14 protein-coding genes are annotated in these 18,705 nt (G+C 64.2%); 13 read left to right on the plus strand and 1 reads right to left on the minus strand.

The window, feature by feature from the left end; genetic code table 11:
* Positions 1–5: 5 nt before the first annotated feature.
* Positions 6–2,606 carry an autotransporter family protein gene (locus tag ACZ899_RS00150; RefSeq protein ID WP_234561783.1) on the minus strand — a complete coding sequence of 867 codons (2,601 nt, stop codon included), beginning with the start codon at positions 2,604–2,606 and terminating at the stop codon, positions 6–8.
* Between the two features lie 334 nt (positions 2,607–2,940).
* On the opposite strand from ACZ899_RS00150, the gene flgB reads away from it, so the two are divergent.
* The 13 genes from flgB to flgJ all read left to right on the plus strand — a co-directional run bounded on the left by flgB (position 2,941) and on the right by flgJ (position 18,693).
* The gene (gene flgB, locus ACZ899_RS00155) at positions 2,941–3,348 is read left to right on the plus strand and encodes a flagellar basal body rod protein FlgB (protein WP_203651598.1); all 408 of its coding nucleotides are present in this window, start codon (positions 2,941–2,943) and stop codon (positions 3,346–3,348) included.
* 2 nt (positions 3,349–3,350) lie between these two features.
* Positions 3,351–3,794 (plus strand): flagellar basal body rod protein FlgC, encoded by a 444-nt coding sequence (gene flgC, locus ACZ899_RS00160; RefSeq protein WP_198743001.1) that lies wholly within the window; start codon positions 3,351–3,353, stop codon positions 3,792–3,794.
* Between the two features lie 15 nt (positions 3,795–3,809).
* On the plus strand, positions 3,810–4,508 hold the full coding sequence (flgD, locus tag ACZ899_RS00165; RefSeq protein WP_234561781.1) for a flagellar hook assembly protein FlgD: 699 nt from the start codon (positions 3,810–3,812) through the stop codon (positions 4,506–4,508).
* A gap of 30 nt (positions 4,509–4,538) precedes the next feature.
* A complete protein-coding gene (gene flgE, locus ACZ899_RS00170; RefSeq protein WP_203651599.1) occupies positions 4,539–5,912 on the plus strand; it encodes a flagellar hook protein FlgE in 1,374 nt (457 codons plus the stop codon).
* A gap of 72 nt (positions 5,913–5,984) precedes the next feature.
* Positions 5,985–6,170 carry a hypothetical protein gene (locus tag ACZ899_RS00175; RefSeq protein WP_050706708.1) on the plus strand — a complete coding sequence of 62 codons (186 nt, stop codon included), beginning with the start codon at positions 5,985–5,987 and terminating at the stop codon, positions 6,168–6,170.
* Between the two features lie 118 nt (positions 6,171–6,288).
* A complete protein-coding gene (locus tag ACZ899_RS00180; protein ID WP_234561779.1) occupies positions 6,289–8,019 on the plus strand; it encodes a type I secretion system permease/ATPase in 1,731 nt (576 codons plus the stop codon).
* On the plus strand, positions 8,016–9,329 hold the full coding sequence (locus ACZ899_RS00185; RefSeq protein ID WP_234561777.1) for an HlyD family type I secretion periplasmic adaptor subunit: 1,314 nt from the start codon (positions 8,016–8,018) through the stop codon (positions 9,327–9,329). The genes ACZ899_RS00180 and ACZ899_RS00185 overlap by 4 nt, the downstream gene beginning before the upstream one ends.
* 66 nt (positions 9,330–9,395) lie before the next feature.
* A complete protein-coding gene (locus tag ACZ899_RS00190; RefSeq protein ID WP_485627114.1) occupies positions 9,396–13,799 on the plus strand; it encodes a beta strand repeat-containing protein in 4,404 nt (1,467 codons plus the stop codon).
* Between the two features lie 217 nt (positions 13,800–14,016).
* A complete protein-coding gene (locus tag ACZ899_RS00195) occupies positions 14,017–14,757 on the plus strand; it encodes a flagellar basal body rod protein FlgF (protein WP_186714861.1) in 741 nt (246 codons plus the stop codon).
* Between the two features lie 48 nt (positions 14,758–14,805).
* Positions 14,806–15,591 carry a flagellar basal-body rod protein FlgG gene (gene flgG, locus ACZ899_RS00200; protein ID WP_050706704.1) on the plus strand — a complete coding sequence of 262 codons (786 nt, stop codon included), beginning with the start codon at positions 14,806–14,808 and terminating at the stop codon, positions 15,589–15,591.
* Positions 15,592–15,670: 79 nt separating this feature from the next.
* Positions 15,671–16,366 (plus strand): flagellar basal body L-ring protein FlgH, encoded by a 696-nt coding sequence (gene flgH, locus ACZ899_RS00205; RefSeq protein WP_050706703.1) that lies wholly within the window; start codon positions 15,671–15,673, stop codon positions 16,364–16,366.
* A 12-nt stretch (positions 16,367–16,378) separates the two neighbouring features.
* Positions 16,379–17,488, plus strand: coding sequence for a flagellar basal body P-ring protein FlgI (locus ACZ899_RS00210; protein WP_408005613.1), 1,110 nt, complete (start codon positions 16,379–16,381; stop codon positions 17,486–17,488).
* Between the two features lie 11 nt (positions 17,489–17,499).
* Complete coding sequence (gene flgJ / locus ACZ899_RS00215; RefSeq protein WP_234560351.1) at positions 17,500–18,693, plus strand: flagellar assembly peptidoglycan hydrolase FlgJ; 1,194 nt, start codon at positions 17,500–17,502, stop codon at positions 18,691–18,693.
* Positions 18,694–18,705 lie beyond the last annotated feature (12 nt).

An 18,705-nucleotide genomic window follows, 5' to 3' on the forward strand; every position in this document is an offset into this window, starting at 1 on the left:
GCGTGTCAGAACGCGTAGCGCAGCCTGGCCGAGAACACGTCGGCATCGAAGCCCGACTTGCCCACGTAGTCATAGCTGACGCCGACGCTCACCGCGCCCAGCTTGTAGTCCGCTCCCAGCCCGGCCTCGTAGCTGTTGCGCGCGACGCTGGCGCCGTGGCTGACGAACGGCGTGGTGCCCAGCACGAAGGTCGCGGTGTTCTGCACAGGATCCGCGGCAAAGTCGTGGTAGGCCATGACTTTCACCTGCGGCTCCAGGATGCCGGCGCCGAGCGGCAGTTGGCTGGCCACGCGCACGCCGGCGCCCAGCTCGATGGCCTCGTAGCGCTGCGCCTCGACCTTGAGTGCGGCGGCCGAGCCTTTCTCGTTGAAGCGGTCGATGTCGACGCGGCTGTAGCGCGCTGCCAGGCGCGGCTCGACCAGCAGTCGCGGATTCAGCTGCCAGCTGTAGCCGCCGACCAGATTCAGGCCCAGCAGGTTGCTGTCATAGTCCGACTTGGCCCGTGTGCCCGCGACCTCTCGCTTGCCTTGGTTATCGTTGAAACCGTAGGTCAGGCTGGCATCGACGAAGTAGTTGTCCAGGGTGTAGCTGCCATACAGCGAGAAGGCGTGGCTCTGCACCTGGGTCTTGTTGCCGCGTTTGCCGTTGATGTCGGTGTCGATGAAGCTGTAGGCCGCACCTAGGGTGAGCTGGTCGTCCAGCTGGCCATCGGCGCCGACCGCCACGCCGCGGCTGTAGGCGTTGTAGCCGGCAATGCCATCGCGCTGCTGCTGGCTGGCGTCGCTGTACAGCGACTGCATCCACACGCCGGAGGCGCGGCGTGCTTCGTCGGCGCGAAGGGCGCGCAGGCTGCTGGAGCGGTTGTCGATGGCGTTGCCGATCAGTCGCTGGCTGGCCATGGCGGCCTGGCGGGCGCCGTCGCTGACGTCCGGCGCCAGTTGCTCGGCGAGCCTGGCCAGTTGCGCCTCGTCGGCGCTGGCGGCGGCGAGGAACAGTGGGTCCTGGTTGCCCAGGCGTGCCAGCAGGCCGGCTTCGGCCAGGTTGCCCAGGGCACGCTGTGCATTGCTGTCGCCACCCTGTTGCGCGACGATCTGCTCAAGGTCCTCGGTCGGCTTGGTGCTGACGGTGACGTAGACCTTGTTGTCATCGAGCGTGCTGCTCAGCACGTTGAGCATGGCCGAGGTGCTGGCGACCTGGGGCTTGGCGTTGACCTGCAGGCCTTTGGCGTCGAGGACCTGCACCTGGCCGGCCTCGAGCAGCAGGTAGCGGCTGCCGCTGGCTTCGAAGTCGGTGTCCTCCGGCTCCATCAGGATCCGCGCGTTCTGGGCGAACTCGGCGATGCCGCTGACCTTGAGCACCGCCGTGTTCGGGTCGGTACTGCTTGCCAGCCACAGGCCCAGCGCCGAGTTGTCGGCAATCCTCAGGTTGCCGTCGAGGGTGGTGTGAAGGCTGTGCAGGGTGAAGGTAGTGGGTGGCTCGCTGCTGTCGCCCACATCGATCCAGCCACCGTTTGCCAGGCGGATGCTGTTGCTGCCGGGGGGGCCGTAGGCGACGCCATAGGTGCTGTCGCCTTCGACCTCGATGTTGGCCAGGCCGACGAGGTCGCCGTAGATCTTGCTGCCCTGGCGCATGATCAGCTCGACCGGGCGGTTGCTGGTGGTGGCGTCGATGGCGACTTTGGCCCAGATCTCGCCGCTGTTGAAGATGTTCAGGTCACCGTTGGCCTTGTACCCGGGTTGCAGGCCGGGGCCGTCAAAGGCGGTATTGCCAATGCGGATAGCGGTGTCGCCGGCCACGATCCTGCCGCTGTTTTCGACATGGCGTCCCAGGCTGTCGAACAGGGTCGCGCCGTCGAGCACGATGGCCTGGGAGCCTTGGTCACCAGCGAAAATCTGGCCCTGGTTGTCGATGCCGGCCAGTACGGTCGGCCGGTTGGCGGCATCCGTGGTGGCGTGGATGGCGATGGCGCCCGGGCCCGTCGCGCTGATCTCGCCGCGGTTGACCACCCGCTCTTCCAGGTTCGCCCCTGCCAGGTTGATGGCCCGTGAGTTGCGGCCGGTGGCGATGATGCGGGCGCCTGCGGTATTGATCAGGCCGCCGTGGATGCGGCTGATGTTGCTACCGGGGCTGGACAGGTCGATGCCGTAGGTGGGGCCGCCATTGTTGTACGAGAAGCTGGTGCCGGCCTTGAGCAACCCTTCGTTGGTCAGGTCGTCGTCGACGGTGCTGGCGCTCAGGCGCAGGGCGGCACCGTCGAGGCTGGTGGTGACAACATTGCCGCGGTTGGTCAGGAAGCCGCCGATGTTGGTGCCGCTGATACGGATACCGTCGCTGCGATGGATCAGGTCGACAGCGTTCGTGTCGCTGTCGTTGATTGCACTGCCAAGCGTCATGTTGCCCGCCACCAGGCTGTTCGCGAGGGCGATCGCGTCCTGCTGGTAGCCGGTGAAGCTGCCGGTGAATTCGAGGTCGTCGGCAAAGGACTGGTGGTCACCCCTGTAGCCAGCATGGGTGAGTGCAATGGTCTGGGGCAAAGCCAGGGCGGGGGCGGGAATGGCGCCGATCAGGAGGGCCAGGAGGGTCTTGCGCAGGTTAAGCGGTGGCACGGTTTCGTTCCTTTGAAATCGTAATGAAAGCGGCGCGCATCCATGCGGGCGACAACCGTGATGGCGTGGGCTGGTGCGCGAGGACGCGGATGCTATCGCGATTGGTGGCTAAATGACATGTCGAATTGACGTCAATTTTTTGTTTTGCCGCTTTTGCCGCCTGGCAATTGCCGCTTGCCGAGTTGGATGCGGAAGCACATTGCCGCTTTTCTGGCATCGCCAGTGTCCTGATATCTGGCTAGCCCCCGCTTTACTGGGGTTGCGCAGGTTGGCACAGCCCTTGCTAAAGCCTAAGCCAACGAAACTCTGGTCAACCTTTGAAGGTTTCCCCGATATGAGCATCAGCTTCGACAAGGCGCTTGGCATCCACGAAAAGGCATTGGGCTTCCGTGCCCAGCGTGCCGAGGTGCTGGCCAACAACATCGCCAACGCCGACACGCCCAACTACAAGGCGCGTGACATGGACTTCTCGTCGGTACTCGCCGCCGAGGCCGACAAGCAGCAGAAGGGGCGCATAGCCCTGGACCGCACCAACAACCGCCACATCGAGGCCGAAGGCCTGGCGATGATGGACGACACCCTGCAGTACCGTACGCCGATGCAGCCGTCGATCGACCAGAACACCGTGGATGCGCAGATCGAGCAGTCGAACTACGCGGAAAACGCCGTTGGCTTCCAGGCCAGCTTCACCCTGCTCAACAGTAAATTCAAAGGGCTGGTATCGGCCCTGCGTGGAGAGTGACCATGTCCCTTGCCAGTGTCTTCAACATCGCCGGTAGCGGCATGAGCGCGCAGAACACGCGCCTGAACACCGTTGCCTCGAACATCGCCAACGCCGAGACGGTGTCCTCGAGCATCGACCAGACCTACCGCGCCCGCCATCCGGTGTTCGCCACCACCTTCCAGAACGCGCAGAACGGCATGGGCCAGTCGCTGTTCGAGGAGCAGGGCGAGGCCGGGCAGGGCGTCCAGGTCAAGGGCATCATCGAGGACCAGAGCAACCTCGAGGCACGTTACGAGCCCAATCATCCGTCGGCGAACAAGGACGGCTACGTCTACTACCCGAATGTCAACGTGGTCGAGGAGATGGCCGACATGATCTCCGCCAGCCGTGCGTTCCAGACCAACGCCGAGCTGATGAACACCGCCAAGACCATGATGCAGAAAGTACTGACCCTGGGTCAGTGATAAGGAATCCCGACCATGGCAGTCGAAAACCCCAGCGTGAACCTCAATGATGTGCTGACAAAATCCGGGGTCAGCACCGGCACCAAGAAAACCACCACCGAGCCTGTCGACAAGAATGCGCTGGGCAAGGATGCGTTTCTCAAGCTGCTGGTCACCCAGATGCAGCACCAGAACCCGCTGGATCCCCAGGACAACGGTCAGTTCATCGCCCAGCTGGCGCAGTTCAGCAGCCTGGAAGGCATCCAGACCCTGAACAGCTCGGTCAACTCGATCATCAGCGGCATGGGCTCGTCCCAGGCGCTGCAGGCCTCCTCCCTGGTAGGGCGTTCGGTGATCGTGCAGAACGACAAGGCCCTCTTCGATCCGAAGGAAAGCCTCAATGGCCAGGTGGTCGTGCCGCAGAACATCACCGACGGCAAGGTGACCATCAAGGACAAGGATGGCAACGTGGTCAAGACCATCCAGTTGGGCGAGCAGAAGAAAGGCACCGCCGATTTCATCTGGGACGGCACCAACGACAAGGGCGAAAAAGTCGAGGCGGGTACCTATAGCTTCACCGCCACCACCACTGTCGACGGCAAGTCGCAGGAGATGTACACGATGCTGCCGGCCAAGGTCACCAGTGTCAGCTTCCAGAACGGCGGCGAGATGATGCTCAACCTTGCCGGGATCGGCAAGCTGGGCATCTCCAAAGTACAAACCATCGGAATCTAAGGCCGCTAGCACGGCATAAGGAGTGAATGCATGTCTTTCAATATCGGCCTTAGCGGTCTGTACGCAGCCAACAAGAAGCTGGACGTCACCGGCAACAACATCGCCAACTCCGAGACCGTCGGCTTCAAGTCGTCGCGCGCCGAGTTCGCCGACGTCTACGCCGGCGCCAACCGCCTGGGCGTGGGCAAGAACCAGGTCGGCAACGGCGTGCGCCTGGCCACGGTTTCCCAGCAGTTCGGCCAGGGCGACGTCAACAACACCGGCAACGTACTGGACATGGGCATCCAGGGCCAGGGCTTCTTCGTCCTGTCCGACAACGGCTCGCTGAGCTACACCCGCGCCGGAGCGTTCCAGACCAACAAGGACGGCTATGTCGTCACCTCCGATGGCCTGGGCCTGCAGGGCTATGGGGTCGATGCCAATGGCAAGATCATGAAGGGCGTGCTGACCGACCTGCGGATCGATACCTCGGCAATGGCGCCGAAGGCGACCACCCTGATCGACCAGGGCATCAACCTGAACTCCTCGGCCCCCGATATTCCGCTGCAGGTCCCGGACAATTCCACGCCGCCCGTGATGGTGCCGAACAAGCCGTTCGACCCGAAGGATCAGAGCACCTACACCAAGTCGTTCCCGACCAAGGTGTACGACAGCCAGGGCAACGAACACGTCATGGAGCAGTTCTACCGCAAGACCGGCGAGAACCAGTGGACCATGTACACCCTGGTGGAAGGTCGCAACCCTTACGATCCGAGCAAGACCACGCCGCTCATTGGCAACATCGACTTCAACCCCGATGGCAGCGTCAAGGCCATGACCGCCAGCCCTGACAACGTGCCGACCACGCCGGTGGGAGCGTTCGACTGGAGTGTGGTCAACAACACCTTCACCATGAAGGGCTGGATCCCGGCCGCCAAGGACGCCGCGGGCAACTGGGGTTCCAACGGCTCGGTGGGTAACGCCGACGGTATGCGTCTGTCGATGAACAGCACCACCTCCTACAACCTCGAGACCGCGCGCAGCTCGCAGTCCCAGGACGGTTATGCCACGGGTGTCCTGTCGAACCTGTCGATCGACTCCACCGGCGTGATGTTCGCCAGCTTCAGCAACCAGCAGTCCCGCGCCATCGGCCAGGTAGCCATTGCCAGCTTCGCCAACGAGCAGGGCCTGCAGCAGGTCGGCGGTACCCGCTGGAAGGAAACCTTCTCCTCGGGTATTCCAGGTATCGACGCGCCAAAAACTGGCACCCTGGGCTCGGTGGAGTCCAACTCGCTGGAGGCTTCCAACGTCAACCTGACCAAGGAGCTGGTCGAGCTGATCAAGGCGCAGAGCTTCTACCAGGCCAACGCCAAGACCATCTCCACTGAAAGCACCATCATGCAGACCACCATCCAGATGACCTGATGGTCGCTGGCTGAGCGTTTGTCGACGAACCCCTTTGCACGAAGGGGTTCGTCGTTTTCGAGGAGAGGCTCCATGAAAAAGCTGGTCGCTGCCGCTGTTGCGGCGCTCTGCCTGCTCCAGGCGCAGGCCGCGATGGCCCCCTGGTGGCGCTGGGAGAGCCAGGCCGATGGGCGTCTGGTGTGTTCGCAATGGTCACCTGGCGAGGGCTGGAAACGCTTTGCCGGGCCGTTCGACAATGCCGGTTGCAGGTCGCTTTGACCCAAGGCAAAAATTGATGGCTTGAGGCCATCGATTGGCGGATTTGCTTCAGGTATGATCCGCGTCATTCCACTCGTTCGAGTGGCTGGCAAGCGTCATTTTCCAAGGATCGGAACTCTTGAAAAGCAGTAAGGATACTGGCGCGCGCGTGCTGCCGGCGCCGCTTCGCGTGGCCTTGAAAAAGGGCCTGGTCGGCGCAGCCCTGTTCTCTGGCGTGATCAACCTGCTGGCGTTGATCGGCCCCCTGTTCATGCTCGAGGTCTATGACCGGGTCATCCCCAGTCGCAGCCTGCCCACCTTGGTGGCGCTGGGGCTGCTGGTGGCGGGTGCGTACCTGGTGTTCGCCGTGCTCGACATCATTCGCTCGCGGGTCATGTCGCGTATCGCTGGAGCTGTGGACGGAGCGCTTTCGACGCAGGTGTTCAGGATCATCGCCGGCACGCCGCTGAAGATCGCCCTGGACCAGGATCCGCTCAAGCCCGCCCAGGAACTCGAACAGATCCGCGCCTTCATCGCCGGCCCCGGGCTCATGGCGTTCTTCGACCTGCCGTGGATGCCGGTGTACCTCGCGGTCAGCTTCTACATCCATCCATCACTGGGCTGGCTGGCGTTGGGCATGATCGTGCTGATGGTACTGCTGACCTGGCTCACCGACCGTGGCACGCGCCGGGCCATGCGTGACAGCGCGGTACTGGCCAGCCAGCGCAATCGCCTGGGCCAGCAGGCCCATGTCGGCGCTGAAGTGCTCGCCGCGATGGGCATGACCGAGCGTGCCGCTGCACGTTGGCAGGTGCTGCAGGAGCAGTACGCCACGTTGCAGCGGCGCAGCGCCGATGTCGGCAGCTTCTATGGCGGGATCACCAAGGCCCTGCGCCAGTTGGTGCAATCGGCGTCCCTGGGTGTGGGTGCCTGGTTGGTGATCGGGGGCGATCTCAGCGGCGGTGCGATTGTCGCCGCCTCGATCATCGTTGCCCGCACCCTGGCCCCGGCCGAGCAGATCATTGGCACATGGCGCAGCCTGGTGTCCGCGCGATTTGCCTGGCAGCAGTTGCGCGGCGTGCTGGCGATCTTTCCGGCGCCCGCGCACAGGACTGCGCTGCCGACTGCTCGCAGCCAGCTGCTGGTGAGCGGCCTGTGTGTGGCGCCGCCGGGCGTGCAGCGGCTGGTGCTGCAAGGGGTGAATTTCAGCCTGGCTGCCGGCGGCTCGCTGGCGGTGATCGGCCCCAGCGCCTCGGGCAAGTCGTCGCTGGCGCGGGCCTTGGTCGGCGCGTGGCCGGCGCTGCGCGGCCAGGTCTGCCTGGATGGCGCGGCACTGGAGCTCTGGCCGGATGCGGCGCGGGCGGTCATGACCGGTTACCTGCCGCAGAGCGTCGATCTGTTCGAGGCGAGCGTGGGGCAGAACATCGCGCGTCTGGATCCGCAGGCCGATGCCGCGGCGATTGTCGCGGCGGCGCGTCAGGCCGGCGTGCACGAGTTGATCCTGCAACTCCCGCAGGGCTATGACACGCCGGTCGGCGAGGGCGGCGTCAATCTTTCGGCAGGGCAGCGCCAGCGTATCGGCCTTGCCCGCGCGTTGTATGGCGAGCCGTTCCTGGTGGTGCTCGACGAGCCCAATGCCAACCTTGATGCCGAGGGCGAACGGGCGTTGGCCCGGGCGATCGAGGGCGTCAAGGCGCGCGGCGGGGTGGTGGTGGCCATCGCCCACCGTTCCGGGCTGCTGGCGGTGATGGACCAGGTGCTGGTGCTTGAGCAGGGGGCGCAGGCGGCATTTGGCCCGCGCGATACCGTGCTGGCGCGACCGGTGACGCTCGCCGAGCCGCGAGTGGTCAAGGGAGGTGTGCAGGCATGATGCGGATCGATGATGAGCAGGGGCTGCTGCGTTCGCTGCGTGGCCACCTGTGGGCCGGTGCCGGGGTCGTGGTGGTGGTGCTGGGCGGCGCGCTGACGTGGTCGGCCGTCACTGAACTGGCCGGTGCGGTGATTGCGCCGGGGGCGGTGGCGGTGCAGGACAGCGTGAAGAAGGTCCAGCATCCCAGTGGTGGCGTGGTGGCGCAATTGCTGGTTGGCGAGGGGCAATCGGTGCACGCCGGTGACGTGTTGCTGCGACTGGACGCGACCTTGCAGGAGGCCAGTCATGCCATCGTCGCCAAGGCCCTTGACCAGGCCTTGGCGCGTCAGGCTCGGCTCGAGGCGGAGCGCGATGGCCTGGCGCAGGTGGACACGCCGTCACGGCTTGTCGCGCGCGAGGGTGAGGCACAGGTGCAGGCGGTGCTGGCCAGTGAGCGGCAGTTGTTCGTCGACCGCCGCCAGTCGCGGGATGGGCAGAAGCAGCAATTGCGCGAGCGTATCGAGCAACTGATCCAGACCATCGCCGGTCATGACCTGCAGCAGCGCACCAAGGGCGAGGAAATCCGCCTGATTGACGAGGAATACCAGGCCGTCAAGATCTTGCAGAAGAAGGGCCTGATGACCCTCGACCGAGTCAATGCCCTGGCCCGCGGCATCGCTCGCCTGCAGGGCGAACGTGGCCAGTTGGTCGCGGCCATCGCCGAGGCGCGGGCGCGCATTGCCGAAACCCGTCTGGAGCTGTTGCAGGTGGACCAGCGGTTCCGCGAACAGGTTTCCGGCGAGCTGCGTGACCTGATGGCGCAGCAGGGCGAATGGGTGGAGCGCGAGGTCGCTGCGGCCGACCAGCTCAAGCGCATAGAAGTGCTGGCGCCCAGTGCCGGGCGGGTCCAGCAGTTGGCGGTACACACCGTGGGCGGTGTGATCTCGCCGGCCGAGACCCTGATGCAGATCGTCCCGCTGGACGACGAACTGTTGGTCGAGGCGCGCATCAGCCCGCAGGACATCGATCAGGTCGTGCTCGGCCAGGAGGCGTTGCTGCGCTTCAGTGCGTTCAATCGCGCGACCACCCCCGAAGTGCTCGGGCGGGTGGTGCGTCTCTCCGCCGACCTGGTGACCGACCCGCAGAGCGGGCTCGGCTTCTACCGCGCCGGCATTCATATCGACAAGGCCGAGCAGCGCAAGCTGGACGGCCTCACGCTGGTGCCGGGCATGCCGGTGGAGTCGATGATCCAGACGGGTCATCGCACCGTGCTGTCCTATCTGCTCAAGCCAGTAGGCGACCATGCGCAACGGGCATTCAGGGAAGGATGAGCGCCGACCGGAGGGTGGGCGCTGTCATGCAGGGATTGTTCAACCATTGGCAAGGAATCAGTAGACATGGCTGTTATCCAGGGAACCGAAGGCGCCGACAATCTGGTCGGCACCAGTGCGGACGATCAGATTTTTGGCAAGGGTGGCGATGACATCATCAATGGCGGTGATGGTAACGACACGCTATACGGTGGCGCGGGTGCCGATCGCTTCATCGGTGGTGCGGGCAACGACACCGTGTCGTACACCGATGCCAGCGCCGGCATCACCCTGAACTTCAAGACCGGCGTGCATACTGGCATTGCTGCCGGCGATACCTTTGAAAGCATCGAGGTGTTCCAGGGCTCGAACTACGCCGACACCTTCATCAGCGATGCGCGCGCGCAGACCTTCAATGGCGGCCTGAACGACACGATGGACTACTCGCTGTCCGACCAGGCGGTGACGATCACCATCGACAACACCGGCGGCAAGGGCCAGGGCGGCGATGCCGAGGGCGACAAGTTCACCGGCATGTACAGTGTCATCGGCAGCAGCCAGAACGACACCTTCATCATGCAGGCGACGGGGTCGAGCAAGAGCTTCGCCGGTGGTGCCGGCAACGACGTGTACTACCTGCATGGCGCTGCCGGCGTGTTCGAGCAGGCCGGCGGCGGCATCGACGAGGTGCGCACCTCCCTGGCCAGCTACACCCTGACCAACGAAGTGGAAAACCTGACCTACATCGGTAGCGGCAACTTCACCGGTGTCGGCAACGCCAGCGACAACATCATCACCGGCGGCAGCGGCAATGACGTGATGCGCGGTGGCGCCGGTGGCGACCGCTTCATCGGCGGCGCGGGCAATGACACCGTGTCGTACACCGATGCCAGCGCCGGTATCACCCTGAACTTCAAGACCGGCGTGCATGGTGGCATCGCCGCTGGCGACACCTTCGACAGCATCGAGGTGTACCAGGGGTCGAACTACGCCGACACCTTCATCAGCGACGCGCGCGCGCAGACCTTCGATGGCGGCCTGAACGACACGATGGACTACTCGCTGTCCGACCAGGCGGTGACGATCACCATCGACAACACCGGCGGCAAGGGCCAGGGCGGCGACGCCGAAGGCGACAAGTTCACCGGCATGTACAGTGTCATCGGCAGCAGCCAGAACGACACCTTCATCATGCAGGCGACGGGTTCGAGCAAGAGCTTCGCCGGTGGTGCCGGTGACGACGTGTACTACCTGCATGGCGCGGCCGGCGTGTTCGAGCAGGCCGGCGGCGGCATCGACGAGGTGCGCACCTCCCTGGCCAGCTACACCCTGACCAACGAAGTGGAAAACCTCACCTACATCGGTAGCGGCAACTTCACCGGTGTCGGCAACGCCAGCGACAACATCATCACCGGCGGCAGCGGCAACGACGTGATGCGCGGCGGTGCCGGTGGCGACCGCTTCATCGGCGGCGCGGGCAATGACACCGTGTCGTACACCGATGCCAGCGCTGGCATCACCCTGAACTTCAAGACCGGCGTGCATGGCGGCATCGCCGCTGGCGACACCTTCGACAGCATCGAGGTGTACCAGGGCTCGAACTACGCCGACACCTTCATCAGCGATGCGCGCGCGCAGACCTTCGATGGCGGCCTGAACGACACGATGGACTACTCGCTGTCCGACCAGGCGGTGACGATCACCATCGACAACACCGGCGGCAAGGGCCAGGGCGGCGATGCCGAGGGCGACAAGTTCACCGGCATGTACAGTGTCATCGGCAGCAGCCAGAACGACACCTTCATCATGCAGGCGACGGGTTCGAGCAAGAGCTTCGCCGGTGGTGCCGGCAACGACGTGTACTACCTGCATGGCGCTGCCGGCGTGTTCGAGCAGGCCGGTGGCGGAATCGACGAGGTGCGCACCTCCCTGGCCAGCTACACCCTGACCAACGAGGTGGAAAACCTGACCTACATCGGTAGCGGCAACTTCACCGGTGTCGGCAACGCCAGCGACAACATCATCACCGGCGGCAGCGGCAACGACGTGATGCGCGGCGGCGCCGGTGGCGACCGCTTCATCGGCGGCGCGGGCAATGACACCGTGTCGTACACCGATGCCAGCGCCGGTATCACCCTGAACTTCAAGACCGGCGTGCATGGCGGCATCGCCGCTGGCGACACCTTCGACAGCATCGAGGTGTACCAGGGCTCGAACTACGCCGACACCTTCATCAGCGATGCGCGCGCGCAGACCTTCGATGGCGGCCTGAACGACACGATGGACTACTCGCTGTCCGACCAGGCGGTGACGATCACCATCGACAACACCGGCGGCAAGGGCCAGGGCGGCGATGCCGAGGGCGACAAGTTCACCGGCATGTACAGTGTCATCGGCAGCAGCCAGAACGACACCTTCATCATGCAGGCGACGGGTTCGAGCAAAAGCTTCGCCGGTGGTGCCGGCAACGACGTGTACTACCTGCATGGCGCGGCCGGCGTGTTCGAGCAGGCCGGCGGCGGCATCGACGAGGTGCGCACCTCCCTGGCCAGCTACACCCTGACCAACGAGGTGGAAAACCTCACCTACATCGGTAGCGGCAACTTCACCGGTGTCGGCAACGCCAGCGACAACATCATCACCGGCGGCAGCGGCAACGACGTGATGCGCGGCGGCGCCGGTGGCGACCGCTTCATCGGCGGCGCGGGCAATGACACCGTGTCGTACACCGATGCCAGCGCCGGTATCACCCTGAACTTCAAGACCGGCGTGCATGGCGGCATCGCCGCTGGCGACACCTTCGACAGCATCGAGGTGTACCAGGGCTCGAACTACGCCGACACCTTCATCAGCGATGCGCGCGCGCAGACCTTCGATGGCGGCCTGAACGACACGATGGACTACTCGCTGTCCGACCAGGCGGTGACGATCACCATCGACAACACCGGCGGCAAGGGCCAGGGCGGCGATGCCGAGGGCGACAAGTTCACCGGCATGTACAGTGTCATCGGCAGCAGCCAGAACGACACCTTCATCATGCAGGCGACGGGTTCGAGCAAAAGCTTCGCCGGTGGTGCCGGCAACGACGTGTACTACCTGCATGGCGCGGCCGGCGTGTTCGAGCAGGCCGGCGGCGGCATCGACGAGGTGCGCACCTCTCTGGCCAACTACACCCTGACCAACGAAGTGGAAAACCTCACCTACATCGGCTCTGGCAATTTCACCGGTTATGGCAATGCCAGCAACAACGTGATTGTCGGTGGCGCTGGCAATGACACCTTGTTTGGCGGTGCCGGTGCCGACCGATTCGTCGGTGGCGCGGGTATCGACACCGTTTCGTATGGCGACAGCACGGTCGGCATTCTCCTGAATCTCAAGACCGGCGTGCATGGCGGTATCGCCGAGGGCGATACCTTCGAGGGCATCGAGAAGTTCGTCGGCTCGTCGTCGGGCGATGTCTTCGTGGCCAACGACCAGCCCAACGACTTCAATGGCTCGCTAGGTGTCGATCTGTTGACGTTCGCCGGCGAGGGCGCCGGGTTTACGCTCGATCTGAACGCTACCGGTAATGACCTGTTCACCAGTATCGAGAGTTTCGAGGGTACGGCGTTCAACGATACGTTCGTGGGGACCACTGCGAACGAGAACTTCATTGGCGGTGCTGGCGCGGATGTGATCAATGGTGGGGCCGGTCGGGATTCGGCCTGGTACATCTCGAGCAATGCCGGCGTGTCGATCGATCTTGCCGCAGGTACTGTGGCTGGCGGGCATGCCGAGGGTGATGTGCTGAGTGGAATCGAAGGGCTGGCGGGCTCCGCGTTCGCCGATGTGCTCAATGGCGATGCCGGTGCGAACACGCTCTATGGCGCCGAAGGCGACGATGTCATCAATGGCGGTGCGGGCAATGACATCCTCTACGGGGATGGCATCTACTCCACCGATTTCGGTGCCCTGGCGCGCCCGGCGAACACCCAGGTCGCCCAGGCGGATGTCGTCAATGGCGGTGACGGCGACGACACCATCACCGGTGCGCTGAACGACACGGGTTCCGTCTACCATGGTGATGCCGGCAACGACACCATCCAGACCACCAACGGCAAGGCGTATGGCGATGATGGCAACGATCGCCTGGTTGGTAACGGTTTTGCCTACGAACTCTATGGTGGCGCCGGCGCCGACCGCCTGGACATGATGTCGGCCGGTTACGCCTTCGGTGGCGAGGGCAGTGATGTCTACACGATCTACTCCAAGGCGGGCGTGGTGATCCAGGATACCGGTAGCGCAGGTGTCGACGTGGTGGTGCTGAAGAACATCCAGACCTTCCAGGATGTCGTGGTGCAGAACGATGGCGTCAATGCCTTCATCTTCTCCAAGGCTGACTGGAATGCCGGCAACCTCGATTCGGGGGTGATGCTCAGCAACTGGTACGCCGGCTCGAATACCATCGAGTCGTTCCAGACCAACAACGGCGACACCTTCACCATCACCTGACAGGCAAGCGGCGTCTGACAGCGTCCGCAGGCGGCCAAGCCTTGCCGCTGTCAGGCACCCGCCGCCGAGATTTTGTCTCTCTGACAGCGTGCTTTTCGGCAAAGGCCCCGTAAACCGGGGTCTTTGTCGTTTCTGTGGTAATTGGCGCGAAACTTGCTCGAAGCTTCGTACAGCCACGGCGACCGGCAATCGATCGCCCGTGCAGCGGAGGATGACTGTGGACAAGATGCTTTACGTGGCCATGACCGGCGCCAGCCAGAACGCGCTGGCGCAGAAGGCCCATGCCAACAACCTGGCGAACGTTTCCACCAACGGCTTCCAGCGTGATCTGGAGCAGGCCCGTTCGATGCCGGTGTTCGGCGACAGCTTTCCGGCGCGTGCGTTTGCCATGAGCGAACGGCCGGCCACCGATTTCAGTGCCGGTCCGCTGGTGGAAACCGGTCGCGAGCTGGACGTGGCGGTCAGCGGCAACGGCTTCATTGCCGTGCAGGCCCCCGATGGCAGCGAGGCCTACGTGCGCACTGGCGGCCTGAACATTGACGCCCTCGGTGTGTTGCGCGCCGGCAACGGCATGGCGGTAATCGGCAATGGCGGTCCGATCGCCATACCACCGGAGCAGAAGGTCGAGATCGGCGATGACGGCACCATCAGCATCCGCGCCATGGGCGAGGACCCGCGGGTGATGGCCGAGGTCGACCGGATCAAGCTGGTCAACCCTGACATCAAGGGCATGACCAAGGGCCAGGACGGGCTGATCCGTACCGCCAGCGGCCAGCCGGCCGACATGGACGTGAACGTGCGCGTGGTGTCGGGATTCCTCGAAGGCAGTAACGTCAATGCCGTGGAGGAAATGACATCGGTGCTGGCGCTGTCCCGACAGTTCGAGTTGCACGTCAAGATGATGAAAGCGGCCGAGGAAGGCGATCAAGCCATGGCTCGGGTTTTGCAGATCGGCTAATCACATTTGAACGGGTGCCGTAAAACAGGCGCACGAGGAGAACACTAAATGCTTCCGGCTCTTTGGGTCGCTAAAACCGGCCTTTCCGCCCAGGATACCAACCTGGCGGTCATCTCGAACAACCTGGCCAACGTCTCGACCACTGGCTTCAAGCGTGATCGCGCCGAGTTTCAGGACCTGCTGTACCAGATCAAGCGCCAGCCCGGTGCGCAGTCCACCCAGGACAGCGAGCTGCCTTCGGGCCTGCAGGTCGGTACCGGTGTACGTATCGTCGGCACCCAGAAGAACTTCCAGACCGGCAGCCTGCAGACGACCGAGAATCCGCTGGACATGGCCGTCAACGGTCGTGGCTTCTTCCAGGTGCTGCAGCCTGACGGCACCGTCTCCTATACCCGCGACGGTACCTTCCACCTGAACTCCGACGGCCAGGTCGTCACCGCCAACGGCTTCGCCCTGGAACCTGCGGTCGTCGTACCGCCGGATGCCCAGACCTTCACCGTCGGCCAGGACGGCACGGTGTCGATCACTACCCCCGGCAACCCGGCCGCGCAGGTCATCGGCAACATCCAGACCGCCGACTTCATCAACCCGGCGGGCTTGCAGGCCATCGGCGGCAACCTGTTCCTCGAGACCGCCGCCAGCGGCGCGCCGCAGATCGGCACGCCTGGCCTGAACGGTTTCGGCCCCACCCTGCAGAAAACCCTGGAGGCGTCCAACGTCAGCACCGTGGAAGAAATGGTCAACATGATCACCACCCAGCGTGCCTACGAGATGAACTCCAAGGTCATCTCCGCCGCCGACAAGATGCTGTCGTTCGTCACCCAGCAGCTGTAAGCCCTGGCGGCCCGATCAAGGCGGGCCGCTGATCATCCGCTCGCTGTTGCAGCGCCTGTTTCACCATGAGGTAAGTGTCATGAGCCGTCTGTTGTCCGTATTCGCCCTGGGGGGGGTGGTGTTGCTGGCTGGTTGCGTTGCGCCGACGCCCAAGCCAAACGACCCGTATTATGCGCCGGTCCTGCCGCGCACCCCGTTGCCGGCGGCGGCCAACAACGGCTCGATCTACCAGGCCGGTTTCGAGCAGGGTCTGTACACCGATCGCAAGGCGTTCCGGGTCGGTGACATCATCACCATCACCCTGAACGAGCGTACCTCGGCGAGCAAGAACGCCGGTTCCCAGATCCAGAAGAACAGCAAGGCCGATATCGGCCTGACCTCGCTGTTCGGCACCGTGCCCAACACCAACAACCCGCTGGGCAGCGGCGACCTCACGCTTGAAGCCGGTTACAGCGGCGACCGCTCCACCAAGGGCGACAGCAAGGCCACCCAGGGCAACACCCTGACCGGCTCCATCACGGTGACCGTGGCCGAGGTGCTGCCCAACGGCATCATCGCCGTGCGCGGCGAGAAGTGGATGACGCTGAACACCGGCGAGGAACTGGTGCGCATTGCCGGCCTGATCCGTGCCGACGACATCGCCACCGACAACACCGTGCCGTCCACTCGCGTGGCCGACGCGCGCATCACCTATTCGGGCACCGGCTCGTTCGCCGATGCCAGCCAGCCCGGTTGGCTGGACCGTTTCTTCATCAGCCCGCTCTGGCCTTTCTGAGTACGGATGACCATGTTCAACGCTAGGCGGTTGATTGCCGCGACCCTGCTTCTGTCCTGTGCGTTCGGTGCTCACGCCGAGCGCCTGAAGGATATCGCCAGCATTTCCGGCGTGCGCGCCAACCAGCTGATCGGCTACGGCCTGGTGGTGGGCCTCAACGGCACGGGTGACCAGACCACCCAGACACCGTTCACCCTGCAGACCTTCAACAACATGTTGTCGCAGTTTGGTATCAAGGTGCCGCCGGGGTCGGGCAACGTGCAGTTGAAGAACGTTGCCGCCGTGTCGGTGCATGCCGACTTGCCGGCATTCGCCAAGCCCGGCCAGGTGGTCGATATCACCGTGTCTTCCATCGGCAACTCCAAGAGCCTGCGTGGCGGCAGTCTGTTGATGACGCCGCTCAAGGGTATCGACGGCAACGTCTACGCCATCGCCCAGGGCAATCTGGTGGTGGGTGGCTTTGATGCCGAAGGTCGCGACGGCTCGAAGATCACCGTCAACGTTCCGTCGGCCGGTCGCATTCCCGGCGGGGCCTCGGTCGAGCGCGCGGTGCCGAGCGGATTCAACCAGGGCAATAGCCTGACGCTCAATCTCAATCGTCCGGACTTCACCACCGCCAAGCGCATCGTCGACAAGGTCAACGAGCTGCTCGGCCCGGGCGTGGCCCAGGCCGTCGATGGCGGTTCGGTGCGGGTCACCGCGCCGATGGACCCGAGCCAGCGCGTGGACTACCTGTCCATACTCGAGAACCTCGAGATCGACCCGGGCCAGGCGGTGGCCAAGGTCATCATCAACTCGCGCACCGGGACCATCGTCATCGGCCAGAACGTCAAGGTGTCGCCGGCGGCGGTTACTCACGGCAGCCTGACCGTGACCATCACCGAAGATCCGATCGTCAGCCAGCCGGGGCCGTTCTCCAATGGTCAGACCGCGGTGGTGCCGCGTTCGCGGGTCAACGCCGAGCAGGAAGCCAAGCCGATGTTCAAGTTCGGCCCGGGCACCACGCTGGATGAGATCGTCCGTGCGGTGAACCAGGTCGGCGCGGCGCCGAGCGACCTGATGGCCATCCTCGAAGCGCTGAAGCAGGCCGGTGCGTTGCAAGCCGACCTGATCGTGATCTGAGGACGCCAGGGATGAATTCGAAGAGTCTTGTTTCCAGTCAGGCCGACAGCGGCGCCTACACCGACCTCAATCGCCTGGGCTCGCTCAAGCGCGGGGATCGCGACAGCGAGGGCAACATCCGCAAGGTGGCCCAGGAGTTCGAGTCGTTGTTCATCAGCGAGATGCTCAAGGCGTCGCGCAAGGCCAGTGATGTGATGGCTGACGAAGACAGCCCGATGAACAGCGACACGGTCAAGCAGTACCGCGACATGTACGACCAACAGATGGCCGTGAGCATGTCGCGCGAAGGGGGTGGTATCGGCCTGCAGGACGTGCTGGTGCGCCAGCTGTCGAAGAACAAGGCCGCGCGCCCGAACACCAGTCCGTTTCCCCGGATCGAGGGGCAGGCGCCGGCATTGTGGGCCTCGAAAGTGGCCGAGCCCGCGCACATGGTCGAGAGTGCCGCTACGCGTAACGATGTGGCTGCGCTCAATGCGCGGCGCCTGGCGCTGCCTGGCAAGCTCACCGATCGCTTGCTGTCCGGCATCGTGCCGTCCGCTGGCAATGCCGCCGCCAACGCCACGGCGCTGCCTGGGCGTGGCGATCTCCCGCCCGGTGGCGTGGCCGTCGGCGACTGGGAGCCGGCGCGCAGCTTCGCGGCGCCAGGAGGCAACCTGCAGATTCTCGGTCGGGCCGTGGCCCAGCCGCCGCTGGCACCGAAAAAGGCCTTCGCCGACAGCGACGCCTTCGTCGCCACCATGCTGCCGATGGCCGAGCAGGCCGCCAAGCGCATCGGTATCGATCCACGCTACCTGGTGGCCCAGGCCGCGCTGGAAACCGGCTGGGGCAAGTCGGTCATGCGCAACCCCGATGGCAGCAGCAGTCACAACCTGTTCGGCATCAAGGCCACCGGCAGCTGGCAGGGCGGCGAGGCGCGGGCGATCACCAGCGAGTTCCGCAACGGCCAGTTCGTCAAGGAGACTGCGGCGTTCCGTTCCTACGACAGCTACCAGGACAGCTTCCACGACCTGGTGAGCCTGTTGCAGAACAATTCGCGCTATCAAGATGCGGTGCGGGCGGCCGATAAACCAGAACAGTTTGTGCGGGAGTTGCAGAAGGCCGGTTACGCCACCGACCCCAACTACGCCAGCAAGATCTCGCAGATCGCAAAACAGATGAAGTCGCAGCAGAGCTACGCAATGCTCGGTACCACCACGAAACTTTAAGGGCAGGAAACC

This window comes from Pseudomonas sp. TE31087 (genome assembly GCF_057284075.1).

Excerpts from the sequence above, each read along its gene's own strand:
- flgB (WP_203651598.1), top strand. The coding sequence starts at position 2,941 with ATGAGCATCAGCTTCGACAAGGCGCTTGGCATCCACGAAAAGGCATTG.
- flgC (WP_198743001.1), top strand. The coding sequence starts at position 3,351 with ATGTCCCTTGCCAGTGTCTTCAACATCGCCGGTAGCGGCATGAGCGCG.
- flgD (WP_234561781.1), top strand. The coding sequence starts at position 3,810 with ATGGCAGTCGAAAACCCCAGCGTGAACCTCAATGATGTGCTGACAAAA.
- flgE (WP_203651599.1), top strand. The coding sequence starts at position 4,539 with ATGTCTTTCAATATCGGCCTTAGCGGTCTGTACGCAGCCAACAAGAAG.
- ACZ899_RS00175 (WP_050706708.1), top strand. The coding sequence starts at position 5,985 with ATGAAAAAGCTGGTCGCTGCCGCTGTTGCGGCGCTCTGCCTGCTCCAG.
- ACZ899_RS00185 (WP_234561777.1), top strand. The coding sequence starts at position 8,016 with ATGATGCGGATCGATGATGAGCAGGGGCTGCTGCGTTCGCTGCGTGGC.
- ACZ899_RS00190 (WP_485627114.1), top strand. The coding sequence starts at position 9,396 with ATGGCTGTTATCCAGGGAACCGAAGGCGCCGACAATCTGGTCGGCACC.
- flgG (WP_050706704.1), top strand. The coding sequence starts at position 14,806 with ATGCTTCCGGCTCTTTGGGTCGCTAAAACCGGCCTTTCCGCCCAGGAT.
- flgH (WP_050706703.1), top strand. The coding sequence starts at position 15,671 with ATGAGCCGTCTGTTGTCCGTATTCGCCCTGGGGGGGGTGGTGTTGCTG.
- ACZ899_RS00210 (WP_408005613.1), top strand. The coding sequence starts at position 16,379 with ATGTTCAACGCTAGGCGGTTGATTGCCGCGACCCTGCTTCTGTCCTGT.
- flgJ (WP_234560351.1), top strand. The coding sequence starts at position 17,500 with ATGAATTCGAAGAGTCTTGTTTCCAGTCAGGCCGACAGCGGCGCCTAC.